The sequence below is a fragment of the Stenotrophomonas sp. STEN240 genome (assembly GCF_056756175.1).
The window spans coordinates 17282-38078 of record NZ_JBRRBO010000024.1; the positions used below are offsets into that span (position 1 = coordinate 17282).

Here is a 20797-nt window from a genome sequence, read left to right on the forward strand (position 1 = left end):
TGCGCGGGCAGATGCTGTTGATGTGGCGAAGGCAACCGGAGTTCCGGCGATGCCAAGGCCATGGCAACACCCACCTTCCCGCCCATCGGAGCCGGCCATGTCCAACATCTCTCTTTCCGTTACGCGTACCCGCCTGCAGTTCACCGCGACGCCTGCCAATACGGCGCTTGCTCGTATGTCGTTGGATACCGCGAAACCTGTCGCGGTGGCGCGCAAGCGCAGCGCACGGCAACTGCTGCCGGTGGCCGCAGGCCTGCTGGCGCTCGGTCTTGCGCTGGCCTCTACCTCGCCGGCGCTGGCCAGTGATGGGCCGGCGCCGCTGGTATTCACGCCGTATGCAATGCAGACCAAAGGCAATGGCACCATCGCCACCGAAGAAGCTTTCCTGGAAGTGCCGCGCCGGCACAGCGAACCGAACGGGCCGCGTATCCGCCTGCGCGTGGTGCGGTTGCCGGCGACGGGGGGCGATGGCCATGCCGCGCCGGTGGTGTATCTGGCCGGCGGCCCGGGTGGCTCCGGTTTCGGCACCGCGCTTGGCCCGCGTTGGCCGGTGTTCGACCAGATCCGGCGTGAGACCGATGTGCTGTTGCTCGACCAGCGCGGCACAGATTTTTCGCAGATGCCGCCGGAATGCCCGCACGAGCAGAAGTTCGATGATGCCCAGCCGCTGCAGCGCGAGGCAGCGCTGGTCGCGTTGAAGGCCACCCTGGCCCAGTGCATGGCCTTCTGGAAGAACGCCGGGGTGGACATGGGCGCCTACACCACGGCCGAAAGTGCCGACGACATCGAATACCTGCGCCAGGCCATGCGGCTGCCACGGCTGAGCCTGTGGGGCATGAGTTATGGCACGCATCTGGCGCTGGCCACCGTGCGCCGCCACCCAGACAGTCTTGAACGCGTGGTGTTGATGGGCAGCGAAGGGCCTGACGACACGATCAAACTGCCACTGGCCGCTGATGCCTTGTTGGCCGACCTGGCGGTGATCGCCCGCAAGGACGGCTTCGATGACCTGCAGGGATCGGCACAGCGTGTGCTGGCCAAACTGCGGCAGCAGCCGGGGCAGGGCAGCAGCCCGATGCATGACGGCAGGAAGGTGACCATCGGCGCCTTCGATGCACAGCTGGCGATTGCGATCGCGCTGGGGCGGCGTTCCACCCAGCGCATGCTGCCGCTGGCACTGCGCGAGGCCGAAGCTGGCAATTACGATCTGCTTGGTGCCATCGCCTTGATGGTGCGCGAGGGCCTGGGCGGGTTCCGCGCCATGCCCACGGCGATGGATGTGGCGTCCGGTCAGAGCCCGCAGCGCAGGGCGCTGGCCGCTGCGCAGGCGCGGCAAAGCCTGCTGGGTGATGCGCTGAACTTCCCGTTCCCGGAGGTCGCCGACGGCAGTGGCCTGCTCGATCTGGGCGACGCATTCCGCGCTCCGCTGCGCAGTGATGTGCCGGTGTTGTTCATCAGCGGCACGCTCGACGGCCGCACCCCGCATGCCAATGCCCAGGCGCTGCTGCCGGGTTTCAGCAAGGGTAGGGAGCTGCTGCTGCGAGGGGCCAGCCACGACAACGAGATGTGGCTGGGCAACCCTGCTATCGCCAGCAATATCGCCGGCTTCCTGGCCGGGCGTCCGCTGAGCGATGCGGTACTGGATGTGCCGTTGCCGGTCTTCATCGGCAGCCGCACCGAGCTGTAAGCACGCGCATGCAATGGCGGCCGGGGCGGTGCGCAGGCAGCGTGCCGCTCCGGCAAGCCGGGTGATGTCGTCAATGAAACGGTGCTGCAGGCAGCCGTAATCGGTGTGGTTCCACGGCGTCGCCCAGCCCGGGCGACGTTCTGTGTTGCGGTTGCGGCGGTGCCGGTGGTGGCAGGTAAGTAATTGATTGGTATCGGCTTCATTTATCTTCATGCAGACATCAGGCGCTTCATTCGGCTGCATGTTTGTCTGCTGGCTCCTTACCTGGAGCACCGTGATGACACTGCTGAGCCGTTTCCCCGTGTTTGCCTTCCTGCTGTTGGCTGCCGCTTCCGTGGCCGCCGCGCCGCCGCCCAGCGAGCACTGGACACTTTTCGATCCGGCCACGCATGGCTTGGATGCGGCCAGGTTCAGCGCCCTGGATGCCGCGATCAACAGCGGGCAGGCGCCGGACACCACCAGCGTGCTGGTCGTGCATCGCGGCCAGCTGGTGCACGAGGCCTACTTCAATGGCGCTGACCGCAGCAGCCTGCACAACACCCGCTCACTGACCAAGACCGTGACCGCGATGCTGGTCGGCGCGGCCATCGACCGCGGCATGATCAGCGGCGTGCAGGCGCCCGTGTTGGGCTTCTTTCCGGACCGCCATCCCGCCCACCCGGGTGCCTTCAAGAACGCGATCAACATCGAAGACCTGCTGACCATGAGCGCGCAGTGGGAGTGCGACGACAACAATGAGTATTCGGCCGGGCACGAGGAGCGCATGTACGTCAGCGCCGACTGGACCGGCTTCACCCTGGATCTGCCCGAGCGCGGTTATGCGCCGTGGATGAAGCGCCCGGCCGACAGTCCGCATGGACGCGCGTTTGCTTACTGCACGGCGAACGCCTTCCTGTTGGGCGCCATTGTCGAGCGCGCCAGCGCCATGCCGTTGCAGCGCTTTGCCGCCGAGGTACTGGAGCGGCCATTGGGCATTGCGGCATCGGTCTGGAACCGCTCGTCCGAAGGTGTGGGCATGGGCGGTGGCGGCACGGAATACCGCAGCCGTGACCTGGCCAAGCTCGGCCAGCTGCTCATCGACGAGGGGCGCTGGGATGGCCGCCAGGTACTGCCCGCCGCCTGGGCGCGGGCGATGACCCAGGTGCACGCGCAGACCCCGTTCGATGCCGACTATGGCTACCAGATCTGGCGCTTCCCGTTCACTGCGGGTGGCAAGCCGGTACACGCCTGGGCGATGTCCGGCAATGGTGGCAATGCGGTGTTCGTGGTGCCGGAGAAGCAGCTGGTGATGGTGGTGACGCGCACGCACTTCAACCAGCGCGGCATGCACCAGCAAACCCAGAAGCTGCTGCAGGACTACGTGCTCAGCGCGTTGCCGTAACGGCCTGCGCATCGGCCGGCAGCTGGCCGGAGGCGATGATACGTGCACGTTCGCTGGCCACTGCTGTCGCCATCGTGTCCAGCAGCTGCGCGAAGCCTTGGTCTTCGCGCAGCCTGGCGAACAGCGGTGACACCCGCAGATAGCCGGCGTTGCGATAGCCGGCGCTCACAGCTGCCTGCATTGCCGCCAACGCCGCCTTGTTGTCACCGGCCAGGTTGGCCAGCAATGCGGCATCAATACCATCGAGCGGGTCGCTGCCTTGTGCCAGCCCCGCGCGCAGCGAGGCGGCATCCTGCAACAGTACCGCTGAGGCGGGTGCCGGTTCTGCGCCCGCCAGCCAGGCGAGGGTTCTGGGCAGGCTTGCATCGGCTCTCAACACGCGTGCGCGTTGGGCAGCTGTGCGCGCAGCAGCTGTGTCGCCACGTTGGAGTGCCAGCTCGGTGTCCAGCAGATACAGCTGCGCGTGTTCGGTGCCGCGCGCATGCGCTTCGTCCAGCGCCGCCTGTGCTTCAGCGGGGCGGCCATGTTCATAGAGAAAGTTCGGCCAGGCGATATTGGAGAACACGTTGTCCGGGTAAAGCTGGAAGCTGCGCCGGTAGCGTGCTTCAGCGGCCGCGCTGTAGCCGAGCAGATCCAGATTGGAGGCAACCTGCAACTCCCAGAAGCGGACCTGCTCGGGATGGCGCACCGCCAGGTTGGCCGCCAATGCGTCGGCCAGGCGCCCCTGCCGTGCATACAGATAGGCGGCCGAAGCGCGGCTGCCATCGGCGTCCGGGTCCAACTGCACCGCGCGCTCATAGGCGGCGAGTGCTGCATCGACCTGGCCACGGCAATCATGGCTGTAAGCCAGCACCGCATAGGCGGCAGACGATTGTGGTTGGCGCGCGATCACTGCTTCGGCCAGGGTCTGTGCCTGCGCTGCATCCTCGGCAGTGCAGTTGTACAGGCAGACGCGCGCGGCCTGTGCACGGGCCACCCCCAGTTGTGCCTGCACATCGTCCGGGGCCTGCTGCAGATGTTGCCTGTACAAGGCAAGCGCGCGCTCATTGTTGTCGTGCTGGCCGATGCCTGCGTAATAGTCCGCGCGTTGCAGCAGGGGCGACACCGCCGCAGCATCGGCAGGCCATCGCCACCAGACCAGAGCGCCGACGAGCAGCAGGGCAGCGGTCAGCGGGATGGCAATACGCCGCGATGATGCACTTGCCGGTGCCGGGTCGGACACTGCCGCCGTTGCGGTCTGGGGAGCCTCGGCCACCGGCTCACTGCACAGCTGGTAACCCTGGCCGCGCACCGAGCGGAGGTAGCGCGCCTTGCGGCCGTCATCGCCCAGTGCCTGGCGCAACAGCCGCACCCGTTGGGTGACCGTTTCCTCGTTGACGATTGCTGGCGCCCAGATGTTGGCGATCAGCGCGTCAAAGCCGACCACCCGCGTGCCCTGGGTCAACAGATAGTGCAGCAGGCGGAAATTGAGCCCGGCGACATCCAGCAGTTGGCCGTCATCGCGCAGCACACGTTGCCGGGCCACATCGATGCGCAGGTCGTCCAGGCGGTAGTGCAGGGGCGTGCTGTCGAGGGGATCGGACATGGCAACGATGGTGGTGGGCGGCACTGGCTTGGGTGGGCAAGATTAGCAGGCGGCGCCGGCCGCACTGCGGCATGCCTGCGGCTGCAGCTCAACAGTGGGGTTGGCGTGGTGGACGAGCGCGCCTGCCGCGTTAGCGCTGTCTGGGCGGCTTGGCCCTGTGGCAGGCAGTGCCGTCAAAAGGCTGCCGACGAGGTCACGGAATTGGAGTTCTGCGCAAAATGCCGGAATCCGCCCGCCGGACCCGCAGGCAACCACGCTCTGGTCAGTACGCGGTGAGCGCACGCGGATGCAACCCGAGATCGGGCGCGCGGACAACGACGCAGTCAGGCGCGGAATATCGCCTGTGAAATTCAGGTGTCATGTAGTGGCTGCATGAGCGCTGCGTTGCAGCCGTGATGTCCGACCGCGACATTGCCGGCAGGACATCGCCAAGTGTTTGTTTTTTTTGGGGATGAATGCGATTTCGACTATTGCAGCTGACCTGTCCGCTGCATGGCTGCGTGGCTCGGAGCCGCGGGGCGCGCGTTGCAGATTTTTGCTGCAAGTCTCAGTTCGGCGGGGGCCGGGTTTCATAGGCGAAACAGCTGACTTTCGGGAACGCGGATTACCGATACCCGTGGAGGCCGCCGTAACAATCCCGACGCACGTTCACATGCGTGTTCAGGCAGATCTAATGCCATCAATCTTGACGTGGTTTTCACAGGAACGATTGCATTTTCCGCATCGGGGTATGCAGTGATCCTCAAAAGCTTCGGAGATGCCGACACCGCCTGTAGGTGTTGCGCGCTCCGGGCTGTAGTCCTTCATGACGTGTAGCGCCGTGCATAGGGGCGATGCGCAGCGATTTCCCCGGTGGGATGGGTGTTCTGGAGAGGTGCGATGTCGCAGTTGCTTGTGGCTGGTGCTCCGGTACGGCGTAAGGGTGCTGCGCGGAATTTGGCCAGGCATGTTCTCGGCCCGATCTTCCTGCTGTTGCTGCTGGGCTGGGTGCCGGTAGCCGCTGCGGCCAATCTAGGAATCAGCAGCCTCACCGAACTTGTCGATCCGGTGCCTGCGGGCGGCGTCATCGATTACAGCTTGGTCATCCAGAACGGTGGTCCCGAAGCGGTAGCCGATACCGTCGTCGCATTTGATCTTCCAGCAGGTACCAGCGCGATCAATCTGCCGGCCTACTGCAGCGTGGACGCGGTTGTGAGCACGCGCGTTGTGTGTGTGATTCCGCAGGCGCTGGCCAATGGTGATTCGTTTCAGATCGATCTGCAGGTAAGCACTGCGGGCCTCGGCCCCTCGACCGTTGGCATCACCGCCGCGCTCGGCCGCCAACCCCCGCCGCCGGCTGGCACCCCGCTGGGTAGCTTGCCGCCGAACGATCCGTTCTTCGCCGGTGACTCCAACATTGTCGACAACCTGGCAACCCAGAACACCACCTTGATCCAGGCCGGTGACCTGGCGCTGAGCAAGAGTGCCACGCCCGACCCGGTGGCGGCCGGTGGCGAAGTGACCTACACCATCATCGTCACCAACAACGGGCCGAGCGTATCGACCAATTTCAATGTTGCCGACACCTTGCCGAGCGGCGTCACTTTTGTGGCCGGCAGCGCGCAGGCTGTGACCGGCAGCTGGACGTTCGCCGCGCAGGACGGTACCTATCCCGGCAGCCTCGCGGTGGGCCAGAGCGCAAGCTATACGTTCAGGGGCAAGGTCAATGTGGCCAGCGGCAGCGTGGTCAACACCGCCACGGTCATCGCGGTGGGTACACCCGATCCGATCCCCGGCAACAACAGTGGCAGTGCGTCGGTGACCGTTGCGGCCGGCGCTGACCTGGCCATCGACAAGACCGCAGCGCCTGCACCGGCGCTGCCAGGCGAGCTGATCACCTTCACCGTTACCGTGACCAACAACGGCCCCAGCCCAGCCGAAAACGTGTCCTGGACCGATCCGATGCCGAACGGCTTCCTGATCGAAAGCACCGCCGATGCGCCGGGCTGGACGTGTACAACCAATGGCGCCAACACGGTACATGGTTGCACCTTGCCAGCCCCGCAGACCTTGGCGGTGGGCGCCAGCGCAACCTTCACCATCACCGCGCGGGTGCCACTGACAGGACCGGTAGCAATGGCGCGGTCTCCAATACCGCCACGGTCTCCGGCAGCCTGCCTGACAGCAACGCCACCAACAACGACAGCACCGCGAACTTCACCGTGCTGCCCAACGGTGCCGACCTGAGCCTGAGCAAGAGCAAGGCACCGCAGCTGGTGCCGATCTGGCCTGGCCCTGGCGCGCCTCCGGCCGGCAGTGGCTACATCATCACCTCAACCATCAATGTGCAGAACCAGGGGCCTGCGCCGGCCACCAGCGATGTGCAGGTGGTGGATGAGCTGGCCTTGGGTGAAGAGTATTTCCCCTCCGTCACCACGCCGTGGACCTGCACCGCCACCCCGTATGCGGTGAACTCGCGGCAGATCGTCACCTGCAACTTCGACGGCCCCTATCCGCTGGCCGCTGGCCAAGCCACGCCGCCATTGAAGCTGCTCAGCTTTGCCCACCCGGAGGCCGAAGGCACCAACTTGACCAACATGGCCTGCGCCGGCGGCAGTGGCGGTTCGACGGAGCCTGGCACCGGCAGCGGCCTGGGCGACCCGAACAACACCAATGACTGCAATGGTGCGGGCATCCGGCCTTCGCTCGAGCGCGCCGACCTGAGTATTGCCAAGCGCACCAATGGTGTGGGCGCGGCCGACAACACCTTGCCGATCGGCTACACCGGCATGAGCTACACCATCACGGTGAGCAACGCCGGCCCGGATGCCACCACCGGTGTGGTGGTGGAAGATTCGCTGCCGGGCTTCCTGCAGGGGCGTACCAGCGCCACCGTGCAGGCACCGGCGAACTGGACTTGCACAGTCAGCGCGTCGGGCACGCTGCATTGTGAATCCGGCACGACGCCGCTGCCGGCCAACACGCCTACCGATATCGTCGTGACGCTGACCGGGCCGCTCGCAGACAGCGCCTCACGCCCAGCCGCTGCCTGCGGCGCCGTTGCCGCACCGGCGGGCGCATGGTGCAACACCGCCGGCGTTGGCATCGACCCCTCGGTGGCCGGTGCTGCCGGCGAGGTCAACCCGGGCAACAACACCGGCTCGGACTATGTGCGCGTGCCGCGCGTTGCCAACGTCAAGACCGAGGCCAAGACCATCACCTCCGGCAACCCGGGTGGAGTGGGCCTCGAGACGACCTACCGCATCGAATACCGCAATGAAGGCCCGTCGCTGGCGCCGGCCGTGGTGTTCCGCGACGTGATCAATCTGCGCGATGATGACCCCGGCTTTACCCTGGTGACCGACAACCGCAACGGTGGCGGCAGCCAGGAATGCGTTCCCACCGTTACCGGTGGGGTGACGCTGACGCCAGGCACCGGCGGTGTACAGAACGTCACCTCCAACGGCGCGGCAGCCGGCACGCTGGTAATCACCTGCACCCCGTTGGACATGCCAGGTGGCCAGCAGAACACGCTGACTGTGGTGATCCGGCCGCTGGACGATCCAATCGCCGGTGGCCGGCTGCGCGAGTACATGAATACCGCCGACTTCTTCTTTGATCGTGATGGTGATGGCACTGCTGACGCAAGCGGCGGTGTCGATGCCAACGGCGAGTATGAGTACAACAGCATCGCCACTCCGGCCGATGACGAGAAGTCGGCCACGCTGACGGTTTCCGACGGTGATGTGGACCTGGTGATGAACAAGGAGGACACCGGCTTCACCGGCGGCGTCGATCCCTTGCCGTATGACCCCAACGACCCGGCCGGCAACTTCATCAGCTACCGGCTGAGCGTGCAGAACCTGGGGCCGTCGGTGGCCAGCAGCGTGACCATCACCGATACCATCACGCCAGAAGCAGGCAAGACGGTGCGCTTCGTGGGTGCTTCGCCATCGCCTACCGGGCCGTTCAGCCCGATCAGGTGCCCGCTGACCGCAGGTAGCAACCCGACCACCGGCAGCCCGCTGACCGTGGAATGTGAAGCGCCGGGCGCGGGTTTCGACGGCAGCAACACCGAAGGCGTGATTGCCCCCGGCGCAACGTCGATCCTGTATCTGCGTTACCAGTACCAGTCGCAGCCTGGTGCCGGCGGCGATACGATCAGGAACGTGGCAGAGGCCCTGGCGGCCGAGCCTGAAAGCAATCCGGCCAACAATACCGAAGACGAAACGACTTCCATCCGCAGCAAGGTGGACCTGGCCATCGTCAAGCAGGCCGTGTCCAGGGCCACGCCGCCAAATCCCGATCCCAGCGTTGCGCTGCCGCCGGTGCTGAGCACGGTATCGATCCGCGAGCCGTTCTTCTGGGTGTTCGACGTGGAGAACAACGGGCCGGGCAACAGCCTGTCGCGCGATCGCACCGGCAGCAGTCCGCTCAATGGCACCGGTACGGTGATCACCGATACGCTGCCGCCGGACATGGTGGTCACCGGTACGCCGATCACCTGGCAGAAAATCGGCCCGGACATTGCGACCCTGCCTGATGACCAACCCAACGGCACAGGCAGCTGCACCCAGAACGCACAGGTCGTCACCTGCAATGTCGGTGACGTGACCTCCGAAGGCAACAACCATGGGCGCGTGCGGGTGATCATCCCGGTGCGCTGGGATGTGCTGCCGCCCGGTGGCAGCGCCATCAACAGCGTGGCTGTCGGCACCGAGCAGGTGGATACCAATGCCGGCAACAACACCGCCACCGCACCGATCAATGTCACCGCCTCAACCCTGGCCGGCACCGTGTTCCAGGACCGCGACCGTACTGGCAGCAATGGCGGTGTACCGCAGGCTGCCGGGGTGGAACCGCGCATCGCGGCCGTCACCCTTACGCTGAGCGGTACTGACGAATACGGCAACCCCGTCAACGCCACAGCCACCACCAATGCCAGCGGTGATTACAGCTTCGGCAATCTGTCGCCGTCCAATGCGGCTGGCTACAACATCGTGCAGACGCAGCCGGCCGGCTTTGCCAATGGCCCGGTCGACCCGCCCAGCAGTGGACTATTGGCGCCGTCGTTTGGCGGCACCTATGCCGTCGGTACGCCCGATTCAAGCTACAGCGCGATTCCGGTGCCGGTAGCCAGCGATGGCGTGCGCTACAACTTCCCCGAGTTGATCAATGCGCGCCTGGCCGGCTTTGTCTATGTGGATGCCGATGCCAACAATGTGCGCACGGCAGGCAGCGATCCGGCCATCGCCGGCGCGACCGTCGAGCTGCTGGATGCGGCCACCTCCGCTGTGCTGCAGACCACCACCACCGATGCGACCGGTGCCTACCAGTTCACCAACCTTGATCCGGCCCGCATCTATACGTTGCGTGAGCCTTTGCCGTCAGGCCTGTACCGCAACCGTTCCACCGCGATCAACCCGGGCACCATCAACGGCGCGGCCTGCAGCAGCGGCTGCGTGCCGGGCACGGCGGTGGCCGGCGACAGCAACACCACCGATCGCATCAGCGATATCAACCTGAGTCTGGGCATCGGCGCCAGCGAGGGCCTGAACTTCAACTTCGGCGAGGATGGAATAAGCGGGTCCCTGGCCGGCCGGGTGTGGCTGGATGTCAACAACAACGGTCTCATCGATGGCAGCGAAACCGGCATTGCCGGGGTCGATATCGTTCTTGATGGCGTCGATCTGGACAACCGCACCGTCTCACTGAGCCAGTCGACCGACGCCAATGGCGCCTACCTGTTTGCAGGCCTGTTGCCGGGCACCTATACCGTCACCGAGCCCAACCAGCCCACCGGCACGCGCAACGGCATCACCGTGCCCGGCAGTACCGGTGGCACCGCCACTGCGGTGAGCGTCACCCCCTCGACGATCAGCGGCATCGTGTTGGCAGCCGAGGCGGTCAGCATCGACAACAACTTCGGCGAGATCGCCAGTTCGTCCATTGCCGGCCGCGTGTATTACGACAACAACAAGAACGGCATCATCGATGCGGGTGAATCCGGCATTGCCAATGTCACCCTGCAGCTCACCGGCAACGATGACCTGCCGGCAGGCAACCTGCGCGCCATCGTGCCGCCGGTCAGCGTGGTCACCGACGCCAACGGTGCCTACCTGTTCGACAACCTGCGGCCGGGCACCTATACCGTCACCGAGCCCACGCAGCCGCCGAACACCACCAACGGCATCACCACGCCGGGCACCGTCAACGGTGCCACCATGGGCGTTGCCACGCCCGTTGCCACCGTGCCTTCGGCGATCAGTGCGATCACCTTGACGCTGGGCCAGATGTCGATTGAACAGAACTTCGGCGAGATTGCCGATACGCCGGACCTGGTGGTCAGCAAGAGCGCCGAGCCGACCCGCTTCACTGTCAACAACCCGGCCAGCTACACGCTGCGGGTGCGCAACATCGGGCCGCAGCCGAGCGTGGGCGTATACAAGGTGGACGATCGCCTGCCCACCGGCGTGACCTTGGCGGCAACGCCGACCGGCAACGCCTGGAGTTGCGATGGCGCGCCCGGCGCCGACCGCTTCAGCTGCACCAGCAGCACCGTGATCGGCAGTGGTGCGACCTCGCCGGATGCGATCAGCGTGCGCGTTGCGGTAAGTGCGGCGGCGGCTGCCGCATCGCCCATCCACAACGCGGTGATCGTGCGCGGTGGCGGCGAAGATGCCGATCACGCACCGTCCCCTGAAGAACAGGGCGCCTTTGATGGTGACGTGACCCAGCTGCCGGTCTGTGACCCGGCCATCACCCAGAACGCCTGCCAGCTGGTCACCCAGGTGCAGGACGCCGCCTCGCTGTCGGGCACGGTCTGGTTCGATATCGGCAGTGACGATGCGCTGCTCGATGGCGGCGACATCCGCCTGCAGAACTGGACGGTGGAGTTGTTCGACCCGGCCACCAACACCGTCATCCGTACCGCCAGTACCGGCGCCGATGGCAGCTACCGCTTCGTTGATCTGCTGCCGGGCACGCGCTATTCGGTGCGCTTCCGCCACCCGCAGAGCGGGGTGCTGTGGGGCTTCCCGGTGACCGGTGAAACCGCTGCAGGCCCGCCGGCGCCGTGCGACTCAAGCACTGCCATTGCCAACGGCACCAGCAGCACCTGCCGCATCGACAGCGACGGCATGACCCAGCTGGAAGTGGTGCTGCGTGCCGGTGAGAACCTGCCGCAGCAAAGCCTGCCGGTGGATCCCAGTGGCGTGGTGTATGACGCGGTGACGCGCAATCCGGTGCAGGGGGCGATAGTGACCCTGGCGCCCAACGGCGTGTGCGCCGGTTATGACCCGGCCACCAGCGTGCTCAATGGCGGGCAGGGCGGTTACAACATCAGCGGCGACAGCATTTCGATGACGGTCGGCAGCGATGGCTACTACCAGTTCCTGTTCGGGCCAGCGGCGCCCAGCCGTTGCGAGTTCCAGCTGACGGTGACGCCGCCGGCCGGCTATACCTTCCGTTCGGCGATCATTCCGGCCGATGCCAGCAGCCTGTCGCCGCCGGGTGCATCCGGCACCACCTTCAAGGTGCAACCGCAACCGACCGCGCCGACTGCACCGGTTGGCACCGGTACGCAGTACTTCCTGGCGCTGTTTGCCGGTTCGGCCACCGCCAACATCGTGCACAACCACCTGCCGCTGGATCCGGCGGTGGCACCGGGGCTGGTGATCAGCAAGACCGGCGACAAGCAGGTGGTCGAGATCGGCGACACGCTGCTGTACACCATCAGCATCCGCCAGACCGCAGGCGAGCCGCTGCAGACGGTGAACATCATCGACAACCTGCCGCCGGGCTTCACCTACATCAACGGCACCGCACGAGTGGACGGCGGCGGCATTGCCGATCCGTTCGGCAAACCCGGCCCGCGGCTGGTGTTCAACGTCGGCAGCATCCGCCAGGGCCAGCAGAAGCTGCTCACTTACCGCGTACGCATCGGCGTGGGCGCAATGCAGGGCGACGGCATCAATCGCGCGCAGGCGCACGGCTGCTCCACCGAAGGCGGCTGCGTCGATCCCGGCACCTTGTACCCGTACCCGGGTGGGGTAACGTCGAACCCGGCGCAGTACCGTGTGCGTGTCACCGGTGGTGTGTTCACCGATGAGGCCTGCGTGCTGGGCAAGATCTTCGTGGACAGCAACAACAACCACCTGCAGGACCGCGAGGAGCTGGGCATTCCGGGCGTACGCCTGTACTTCAACGACGGCACCTGGATGGTGTCCGATTCGGAAGGCAAGTACAGCTATTGCGGGCTGCCGCCGAAGAGCCACACGCTGAAGGTGGATGCCAGCACCTTGCCGCGCGGGTCGCGCCTGACCACCAGCAGCAACCGCAATCTCGGTGATGCCGACAGCCTCTTCATCGACCTGAAGAACGGCGAGCTGCACCGCGCCGACTTCATCGAAGGCAGCGGTTCCAACGAGGTGTTGGAGCAGGTCAAGGCACGGCGTACCCAGGGTGAGATTGGTGCACCGGAAACCGAACTGCCGGGCCTGCCGTTGAGCTTCCAGGCGCAGCCGCTGCGTGCACCCACCGGCGCCACCGATACCGCAAACCAGATGCCGGGCATCGTCGCCCCGCGTGGCACCGTGCGGCCGGAGCCGGCGCAGCGTGGTGTTGGTACTACGCTCGAGCAGCCCGCCAGCATGACGGCTGGCGCCACGACGGAGAGCAGTGTGCCGACAGCTGCGCCTGCTGCCAGTGCGCAGGTGGGCCCTGGCGCCGGAGATGTCCCGACGCTGGGAGACAGCCATCGTTTCGACGGTGCACTGAGCGCCGGCCCGATTGCCAACCCGCAATCGCTGGCCTCGACCGACACACCGCCGCAGGCGATCAACCTGCAGTCCGGAGCGGTCGACTACAGCGTCAATGCGGATGTGGACACGCTGCGGGTGGATGTGGACCGCGATGGTGTGCCAGCCGATGGCCAGTCGCCGGTGCATGTGCGGGTGCAACTGTTGGGCGCCGATGGCAAGTTGCTGCCAGGCAAGCGCTTCGCCACCATCGAGTACAGCGGTGGCCGCGTGCGCTTGATCGGCGGCCGCACCGACGAGCTCGGGCCAGGTCGTCTGGATGCCGACCGCGGCACACCGGGCATCCAGTTGCCGGTGGAAAATGGCAGCGCCGAGTTCGACCTGCTGGCACCGGATGTGCCGCAGGACGTGCTGGTGCGCATCACCGCCGGCGGTGTAACCGCCGAGAACACGGTCAGCTTCCTGCCGGAGATGCGCGAATTGCTGGCGACCGGCCTGGTCGAAGGCATCGTCAATTTCCGCAACGGCGCCACGCTGGATACGGCCCGTCGTGACGATGGCTTTGACCGCGACATCCGCCGCTGGGAGCGAAACTTCAACAGTGGCAAGGCCAACGCCGCCGCGCGTACCGCCTTCTTTGTGAAGGGCAAGATCAAGGGCGAGTACCTGCTCACCGCTGCGTACGACTCGGACAAGGAAGTGCGTGGCAGGCTGCTGCGTGACATCCAGCCGGAAGAGTTCTACCCGGTTTATGGGGACTCCTCGCTGCGCGGCTTCGATGCACGCTCGGCCGAGCGCCTGTACGTACGCATCGACAAGAACCGCAGCTACATGATGTACGGCGACTTCCAGACCGGCGACACGCTGACCACGCAGACCGGCATCAGTGCCAGTGGCAAGGCGGTGATGCGCAGCCTGGGTACGTATAACCGCACCGCCACTGGCTTCGGTTGGCACTTCGAAGGCAAGCGCGTGCGCGGCAATGTATTTGCGATGGAGGATTCGCTGCGGCAGGTGATCGATGAGTTCCCCAGCCAGGGCAGCGGCCCCTATGCGCTGCGCAACAACGCCGTGCTGGAAGGCAGCGAACGGGTGGAAGTTATCACCCGCGACCGCAACCAGCCCAGCCGCATCATCAATGTGCGTGGCCTGGGGCGGCTGATTGATTACAGCTTCGAGCCGTTCTCCGGGCGCATCCTGCTCAACAGCTTCCTGCCGGCATTCGACAGCGAGTTGAACCCGATCTCGCTGCGGGTGACCTACGAGCTGGACCAGGGCACGGAGAAGTTCTGGGTGTACGGCGTAGATGCGCAGTTCCGCGTCAACAAGTACATCGAGGCCGGGGCTTCCTATGTAAAGGACGAGAATCCGTTTGCTCCGTTCAAGATGGGCAGCGCCAACCTCGGCTTCCGCTTCGGGCCCAACACCTGGATGGTGCTGGAGGCCGCGCGTACCGAAAGCGAGGTCAATACCAACTCGATCAACCAGTATGCAACGCCGGGGCTGCAGAACCTGAGCGGCGATGTGCAAGGCAATGCCTACCGGCTCGAGTTCGCCCACGATGGCAAGGCCTTCGATGCGCGGCTGTTTGCCGGCCGTAGCGACCCGGCCTTCAACAATCCGTCCTCGCCGCTGTATGGCGGGCGAGGGGAGTACGACCTGGAGCTCAACTGGCGGGTCAATCCGCGCTTCGAGGTATATGTGGAAGCACTGCGCAGCGAGGACCGCAACCCCGACGGCGGCGACCGCGACGCGGCCGGTGCAGGTGTGCGCATCGACGCGACCAAGCGGCTGACGCTGGATCTGGGCGTGCGCAGCATCCGCGAGACCATTGGGGCTTATTCGCCGTGGTCTTCACTGGCACCGTTCGGTAGTACGGGTGGTCTCAGCGGTGGCTTCGCCACCGGTTCGGCGGGCGGTGCGTTGGGCTATGGCCAACAGCCGCTGGATCCATTGACCGGGCTGCCGGTGATACGCAGTGGTGGCACGGTGCCCACCAGCAGCCTGCCGGTCGGCACAAAGCTGGAGTCGGACAGCGTGCACGTCGGTGCCGGCTACAAAGTCACCGACAAACTGGTGCTGGGCGCCGAGTACGAGCAGGACGTCAATGGCGAAGACCGCAACCGCGTTGCCCTGGGTGCCGACTACCAGCTGCGTGAGCGCAACCGCCTGTACGGCCGCTACGAGAAGCAGACCGGCCTGACCAGTGCGTACGGCATCACCACCACCGATCGCGAAAGTGATGCGCTGGTGTTTGGTGTGGACAGCACTTACCTCAAGGACACCCAGGTGTTCAGCGAGTACCGTCTGCGTGATGCCATTGCCGGCCGCGATGTGCAGATGGCATCGGGCATCCGCAACGATTGGAGCGTGCGCGAAGGCCTGCGCCTGAGCACCGCCGCCGAGCACGTCAAGATCTACGACGGCGACACTGGCGATTCCACCGCACTGGCCCTGGGCCTGGACTACAGCGCCAACCCGCTGTGGCGCGGTGCGATGCGGCTGGAATACCGGATCTCCGGTGATGTGGATGGCACGCCTGCCACTAACGAGGAGTTCAATACCACGCTGTTCCAGCTGCTATGGGCGCGCAAGCTCAATCGCGACTGGACCTTGCTGGCCCGCAACTACCTGCTGGCTACCGACTACAAGGCCCGTGGCGATGTGATGCAGGACCGGTTCCAGCTCGGCGTCGCCTACCGTGACACCGACCGCAACCGGATCAACGCGCTGGCCCGCTACGAGTACAAGTTGGAGTCGGACAAGAGCGGCATGGGCGTCGATGGCAGTTCGTTGCAGGATGTGGGCCAGGATGTCCGCACCGCTGCGCACATCGTCTCCACCCACGCCGATTGGCATCCGTCGCGGCCATGGTGGTTGACCGGGCGCATTGCCGCCAAGTGGCAGAAGGATCGCTTCGCCTATAACGACGGCAGTCGTGTCGACGACAGCTTCCGCGGCGTGCTGCTGTCGGGCCGGGTGGTCTACGACATCACCGAGAATTGGGATGTCGGCGTGCTCGGCACCACTTTCCGTGGCGACTACGGCAGCAACCAGTACGCCTACGGCATGGAAATAGGGCGGCTGCTGCGGCAGAACCTGTGGCTGTCGGCCGGCTACAACTTTGTTGGCTTCGAGGCCGATCCGGATCTGGCCGGCTACGAGTACACCGACGAAGGCGCCTTCATACGTCTGCGTTTCAAATTCGACGAAGATCTCTTCCGTCGCGACGACAACCGCTACCGCAAGCCGGCGCAGCATTGAGGACCCTGACATGACACCTCGTCGCACGCGATTGATCACTGCACTGCTGCTGGGCGCGGCATGCTCGGCACCTTCGTGGGCACAGCAGCCTGGCGCCGGGCAGCGGACCGAACTGCTGCCGCAGAAGGCGCGCATCACCGACGAGGCCCTGTACGCGGACCATTCGCGCTACCAGGCTACCCAGGACCGCATCCAGGCACTCAACGACGGCGGTCGCCCGGTACGGGACTATCACCTGTCCAAGGCGCAGTGCTGGCTGGACGTATCCTTCCACGAGTACAGCCGCAACGACCGCAGCGATTTCCCGCAGCTGGCATTGGATGAGTCGGTCAAGTTGATCGATGGCATGGAGCGGAACGTGTCGCCGATGCCGACTGACACGCCGCTGGTGAATGACGCGCGCTACCTGCGCGAGGACTTGTGGAAGCGTCTACGCGTCATCCATGGAACCCCCGGGTTTGAATGCGCGCAGCAAGCGGTAGCCTGCGGCGAAGTGGAGCTGGTGCATGCCGGCAACGAATTCAACCAGCAGCAATGGCGGCATGCCAAGCCATATATCCAGATGGCCGAAGACCTGACCAACGATGCGGAAGCGCTGGCGCGTCAATGTGCCGTGGAGCCGGCTGTTGTGCCGCCGCAGCAAGCGGTTCTCACCGCAAACGTGGTGTTCGATTTCGACAAGGACACCCAACGACACATCCGTCCGGAGTCGCTGCGAGCTGTGGACGATGCACTGCGCCGCGTCAGCGAAGAGAAACGCAGGATTACCGGGGTGCAGCTGATCGGCCACGCCGATCGCCTGAAGGGCCCAACGGATCAATACAACCAGGGCCTGTCCGAACGCCGCGCACAGACCGTGCGCCAGTACCTGATAGGTAAGGGCATCGCTGCCGATATCATCAATTACGAATGGCGCGGTGACACTGAGCAGGTGCAGGCTTGCGACGGCATGAGCGGGGCGAAGCTGCGCGAATGCCTGCTGCCCAATCGTCGGGTGGAGGTCAAATTCACCACGGAGCGCTGAAATCACCTTCGCGGCTCCCCCCGTCGCCGCACCAGCCCGGTAGTGCCGAGCCATGCTCGGCAAAGGCACTACCCGTATAGCACCAGCCGCCGAGCAAGAGCATAAGGTAGTGCCGAGCCATGCTCGGCAAGGGCGCTACCCATACAGCACCAGTCGTCGTGCAAGAGCGGTAGGCCGGGCCATCAGCCGCCGCGCGCCCGACCAACCAACGACTACTTTTTTGTCGGCAACGCGACGTCACGTCCATAAACAGTCTCCGCGATGGCTTCCAGGAACCTCCTGAACCTGGCCAAGGGCATCTTTCGAGCGAAAGCTGTCATCCGCAGTCCCGTTGGCTGAGCTCAGCAGAGGCTTTCGAACTGCCGCCGGTTCCGGGCATATTTGCTTGTTATCCGTACGAGTACACCGACGGATAGCAAATGCCGAAGTTCGCAAATATACTATCCCCCAGTACAGGATGTGGGCGCAGCCATGCCGCACTCCCCCGCAGAGAAAAAGAAGGTCCTGGCCCGGGTCAAGCGCATCCGTGGCCAGTGCGATGCGCTGGAGCGGGCGTTGGAGGCCGGTGCTGATTGCAACCCGGTGCTGCAGCAGATCGCGGCCATCCGTGGTGCGGTCAATGGGCTGATGTCCGAAGTGATGGAAGCCCACCTGCGCGAGGAGTTTGGCCAGCCCGCGCGCTCCGACGCGCAGCGCGCCACGCGTGTCGCCGAGATGTCCAGCCTGATCCGTTCCTATCTCAAATAATTCCGGTCGGCGCGTTGCGTCGTCCTTCGTCATTCCCGCAGGAGAAACCACATGAAATCACGTGCCGCCGTTGCCTTTGGTCCGGGCCAGCCTTTGCAGATCGTCGAGATCGATGTCGCACCGCCGAAGGCAGGCGAAGTGCTGGTCAAGATCACCCATACCGGTGTCTGCCATACCGATGCCTTCACCTTGTCCGGTGATGATCCGGAAGGCCTGTTCCCGTGCGTGCTGGGCCATGAAGGCGCCGGCATCGTGGTGGAAGTGGGCGAGGGCGTTACCTCGGTGAAGGCCGGTGATCACGTGATTCCGCTGTATACCGCCGAGTGCGGGGAGTGCCTGTTCTGCAAGAGCGGCAAGACCAATCTGTGCACGTCGGTGCGCGCTACCCAGGGCAAGGGCGTGATGCCAGATGGCACCAGCCGCTTCTCGTACAACGGCGAGCCGATTTACCACTACATGGGCTGCTCGACCTTCTCCGAGTACACCGTGGTGGCCGAGGTGTCGCTGGCCAAGGTCAACCCGGAGGCCAACCCGGAGCATGTCTGCCTGTTGGGCTGCGGCGTCACCACCGGTATTGGCGCCGTGCACAACACCGCCAAGGTGGCCGAGGGCGACAGCGTTGCGGTGTTCGGCCTGGGCGGTATTGGCCTGGCGGTTATCCAGGGTGCGCGCCAGGCCAAGGCGGGCCGCATCATCGCCATCGACACCAACCCGTCCAAGTTCGAGCTGGCCAAGCAGTTTGGCGCCACCGATTGCGTCAATCCGAAGGACCACGACAAGCCGATCCAGCAGGTGGTCGTTGAAATGACCGGTTGGGGTGTGGACCACAGCTTTGAATGCATCGGCAACACCAACGTGATGCGCGCGGCGCTGGAATGTGCGCACCGTGGCTGGGGCCAGAGCGTGATCATCGGCGTGGCTGGTTCCGGCCAGGAAATCTCCACCCGTCCGTTCCAGCTGGTGACCGGTCGCAAGTGGATGGGCACCGCATTCGGCGGCGTGAAGGGCCGCAGCCAGCTGCCGGGCATGGTTGAAGATGCGATGAAGGGTGATATCGAACTGGCACCGTTCGTGACCCATACGATGGAGCTGGACAAGATCAACGAAGCCTTCGAGCTGATGCACGAAGGCAAGTCGATCCGCTCGGTCATCCATTACTGAGATCAGTTTGTAGGAGCGGCGTCAGCCGCGAAGCACACACTCCATCAGCTGCACTAGATCCAGCAACCCAGCATCAAGGATTCCGAACCATGCAACGACTCGAACACCGCGCCTGCTTCGGCGGCTGGCAGGACGTGTACCGGCACGATTCCAAGGTGCTGGGCTGCGAGATGACGGTGGGCGTGTACCTGCCGCCGCAGGCCGAGCATGGCCCGTGCCCGGTGCTGTATTGGCTTAGTGGCCTCACCTGCACTGAGCAGAATTTCATCACCAAGGCCGGTGCACAGCGTCATGCGGCCGAGCACGGCATCATCCTGGTGGCGCCGGATACCAGCCCGCGCGGTGAATCCGTTGCCGATGCCGACGGCTACGACCTGGGCAAGGGCGCAGGTTTCTACCTCAATGCCACACGTGAGCCGTGGGCGCGGCATTACCGCATGTACGACTACATCGTTGATGAGTTGCCGGCATGGGTGGAGGCCAATGTCCCGGCGAGCGGGGTGCGGGCGATCAGCGGACATTCGATGGGCGGGCACGGTGCCTTGACGATTGCCTTGAAAAACCCGGGGCGGTATCGCAGCGTGTCGGCGTTCTCGCCGATCGTGGCGCCGTCGCAGGTGGCTTGGGGGCAGAAGGCGTTTGCAGCCTATCTGGGTGAGGATCGCGAGGTCTGGAAGGCCTATGACGCGACCGAGCTGGTGGCACACGCGCAGGAAAAGCTGCCGCTGCTGATCGATCAAGGCGGTGCGGATGAGTTCCTGCAGAGCCAGTTGCGCCCGGAGCTGTTGCAGGCCGCGTGCGAAGCAGCGGGGCATCCGCTGGAGCTGCGCATGCAGCCGGGGTATGACCACAGCTATTACTTCATCAGCAGCTTCATTGGTGAGCATATCGCGCACCATGCCGAGGCGATGCGCTGAGCCGAGCTGATTTTTGTAGAGCCGAGCCATGCTCGGCTGGGGCTTTACGGGTAGAGCCTCTGCTGAGCATGGCTCGGCACTACGGGAATTGCTGCTAGAGCTTCTGCCGAGCATGGCTCGGCATTACAGGGGATTGCTGGTAGAGCCTCTGCCGAGCACGGCTCGGCACTACAGGGGATTGCTGGTAGAGCTTCTGCCGAGCATGGCTCGGCACTACGGGATTGCTGGTAAGGCCCCTGCCGAGCATGGCTCGGCACTACCGCGCGGTCATGCTCTTGATCGCGTGCTGTCCT

At 64.9% G+C, this 20797-nt stretch carries 9 protein-coding genes; 8 read left to right on the forward strand and 1 reads right to left on the reverse strand.

Annotated elements, in window-relative coordinates:
- Positions 1 to 97 precede the first annotated feature (97 nt).
- The gene (locus ACVOKO_RS11905) at positions 98 to 1687 is read left to right on the forward strand and encodes an alpha/beta fold hydrolase (protein WP_346499119.1); all 1590 of its coding nucleotides are present in this window, start codon (positions 98 to 100) and stop codon (positions 1685 to 1687) included.
- Between the two features lie 277 nt (positions 1688 to 1964).
- Positions 1965 to 3068 (forward strand): serine hydrolase domain-containing protein, encoded by a 1104-nt coding sequence (locus tag ACVOKO_RS11910; protein ID WP_346499120.1) that lies wholly within the window; start codon positions 1965 to 1967, stop codon positions 3066 to 3068.
- Here ACVOKO_RS11910 and ACVOKO_RS11915 read toward each other — a convergent pair.
- Positions 3052 to 4653 carry a winged helix-turn-helix domain-containing protein gene (locus ACVOKO_RS11915; protein WP_346499121.1) on the reverse strand — a complete coding sequence of 534 codons (1602 nt, stop codon included), beginning with the start codon at positions 4651 to 4653 and terminating at the stop codon, positions 3052 to 3054. The genes ACVOKO_RS11910 and ACVOKO_RS11915 overlap by 17 nt on opposite strands.
- Positions 4654 to 5532: 879 nt before the next feature.
- Here ACVOKO_RS11915 and ACVOKO_RS11920 point away from each other — a divergent pair.
- From ACVOKO_RS11920 to fghA, 6 genes are all read left to right on the forward strand, one after another.
- Complete coding sequence (locus ACVOKO_RS11920) at positions 5533 to 6879, forward strand: DUF11 domain-containing protein (RefSeq protein ID WP_346499122.1); 1347 nt, start codon at positions 5533 to 5535, stop codon at positions 6877 to 6879.
- Between the two features lie 350 nt (positions 6880 to 7229).
- Positions 7230 to 16655, forward strand: coding sequence for an SdrD B-like domain-containing protein (locus tag ACVOKO_RS11925; protein ID WP_346499149.1), 9426 nt, complete (start codon positions 7230 to 7232; stop codon positions 16653 to 16655).
- 10 nt (positions 16656 to 16665) lie between these two features.
- Positions 16666 to 17679, forward strand: a complete 1014-nt coding sequence (locus tag ACVOKO_RS11930) for an OmpA family protein (RefSeq protein WP_346499123.1) — start codon at positions 16666 to 16668, stop codon at positions 17677 to 17679.
- 471 nt (positions 17680 to 18150) lie between these two features.
- Complete coding sequence (locus ACVOKO_RS11935; RefSeq protein ID WP_346499124.1) at positions 18151 to 18426, forward strand: metal/formaldehyde-sensitive transcriptional repressor; 276 nt, start codon at positions 18151 to 18153, stop codon at positions 18424 to 18426.
- 51 nt (positions 18427 to 18477) lie between these two features.
- Entirely contained in the window at positions 18478 to 19587 is a 1110-nt protein-coding gene (locus ACVOKO_RS11940) for an S-(hydroxymethyl)glutathione dehydrogenase/class III alcohol dehydrogenase (RefSeq protein ID WP_346499125.1), read from the forward strand.
- Between the two features lie 89 nt (positions 19588 to 19676).
- Positions 19677 to 20504 carry an S-formylglutathione hydrolase gene (gene fghA, locus ACVOKO_RS11945; protein ID WP_346499126.1) on the forward strand — a complete coding sequence of 276 codons (828 nt, stop codon included), beginning with the start codon at positions 19677 to 19679 and terminating at the stop codon, positions 20502 to 20504.
- The last annotated feature ends 293 nt before the right edge of the window (positions 20505 to 20797 follow it).

Excerpts from the sequence above, each read along its gene's own strand:
- ACVOKO_RS11905 (WP_346499119.1), top strand. The coding sequence starts at position 98 with ATGTCCAACATCTCTCTTTCCGTTACGCGTACCCGCCTGCAGTTCACC.
- ACVOKO_RS11910 (WP_346499120.1), top strand. The coding sequence starts at position 1,965 with ATGACACTGCTGAGCCGTTTCCCCGTGTTTGCCTTCCTGCTGTTGGCT.
- ACVOKO_RS11915 (WP_346499121.1), bottom strand. The coding sequence starts at position 4,653 with ATGTCCGATCCCCTCGACAGCACGCCCCTGCACTACCGCCTGGACGAC.
- ACVOKO_RS11920 (WP_346499122.1), top strand. The coding sequence starts at position 5,533 with ATGTCGCAGTTGCTTGTGGCTGGTGCTCCGGTACGGCGTAAGGGTGCT.
- ACVOKO_RS11925 (WP_346499149.1), top strand. The coding sequence starts at position 7,230 with ATGGCCTGCGCCGGCGGCAGTGGCGGTTCGACGGAGCCTGGCACCGGC.
- ACVOKO_RS11930 (WP_346499123.1), top strand. The coding sequence starts at position 16,666 with ATGACACCTCGTCGCACGCGATTGATCACTGCACTGCTGCTGGGCGCG.
- ACVOKO_RS11935 (WP_346499124.1), top strand. The coding sequence starts at position 18,151 with ATGCCGCACTCCCCCGCAGAGAAAAAGAAGGTCCTGGCCCGGGTCAAG.
- ACVOKO_RS11940 (WP_346499125.1), top strand. The coding sequence starts at position 18,478 with ATGAAATCACGTGCCGCCGTTGCCTTTGGTCCGGGCCAGCCTTTGCAG.
- fghA (WP_346499126.1), top strand. The coding sequence starts at position 19,677 with ATGCAACGACTCGAACACCGCGCCTGCTTCGGCGGCTGGCAGGACGTG.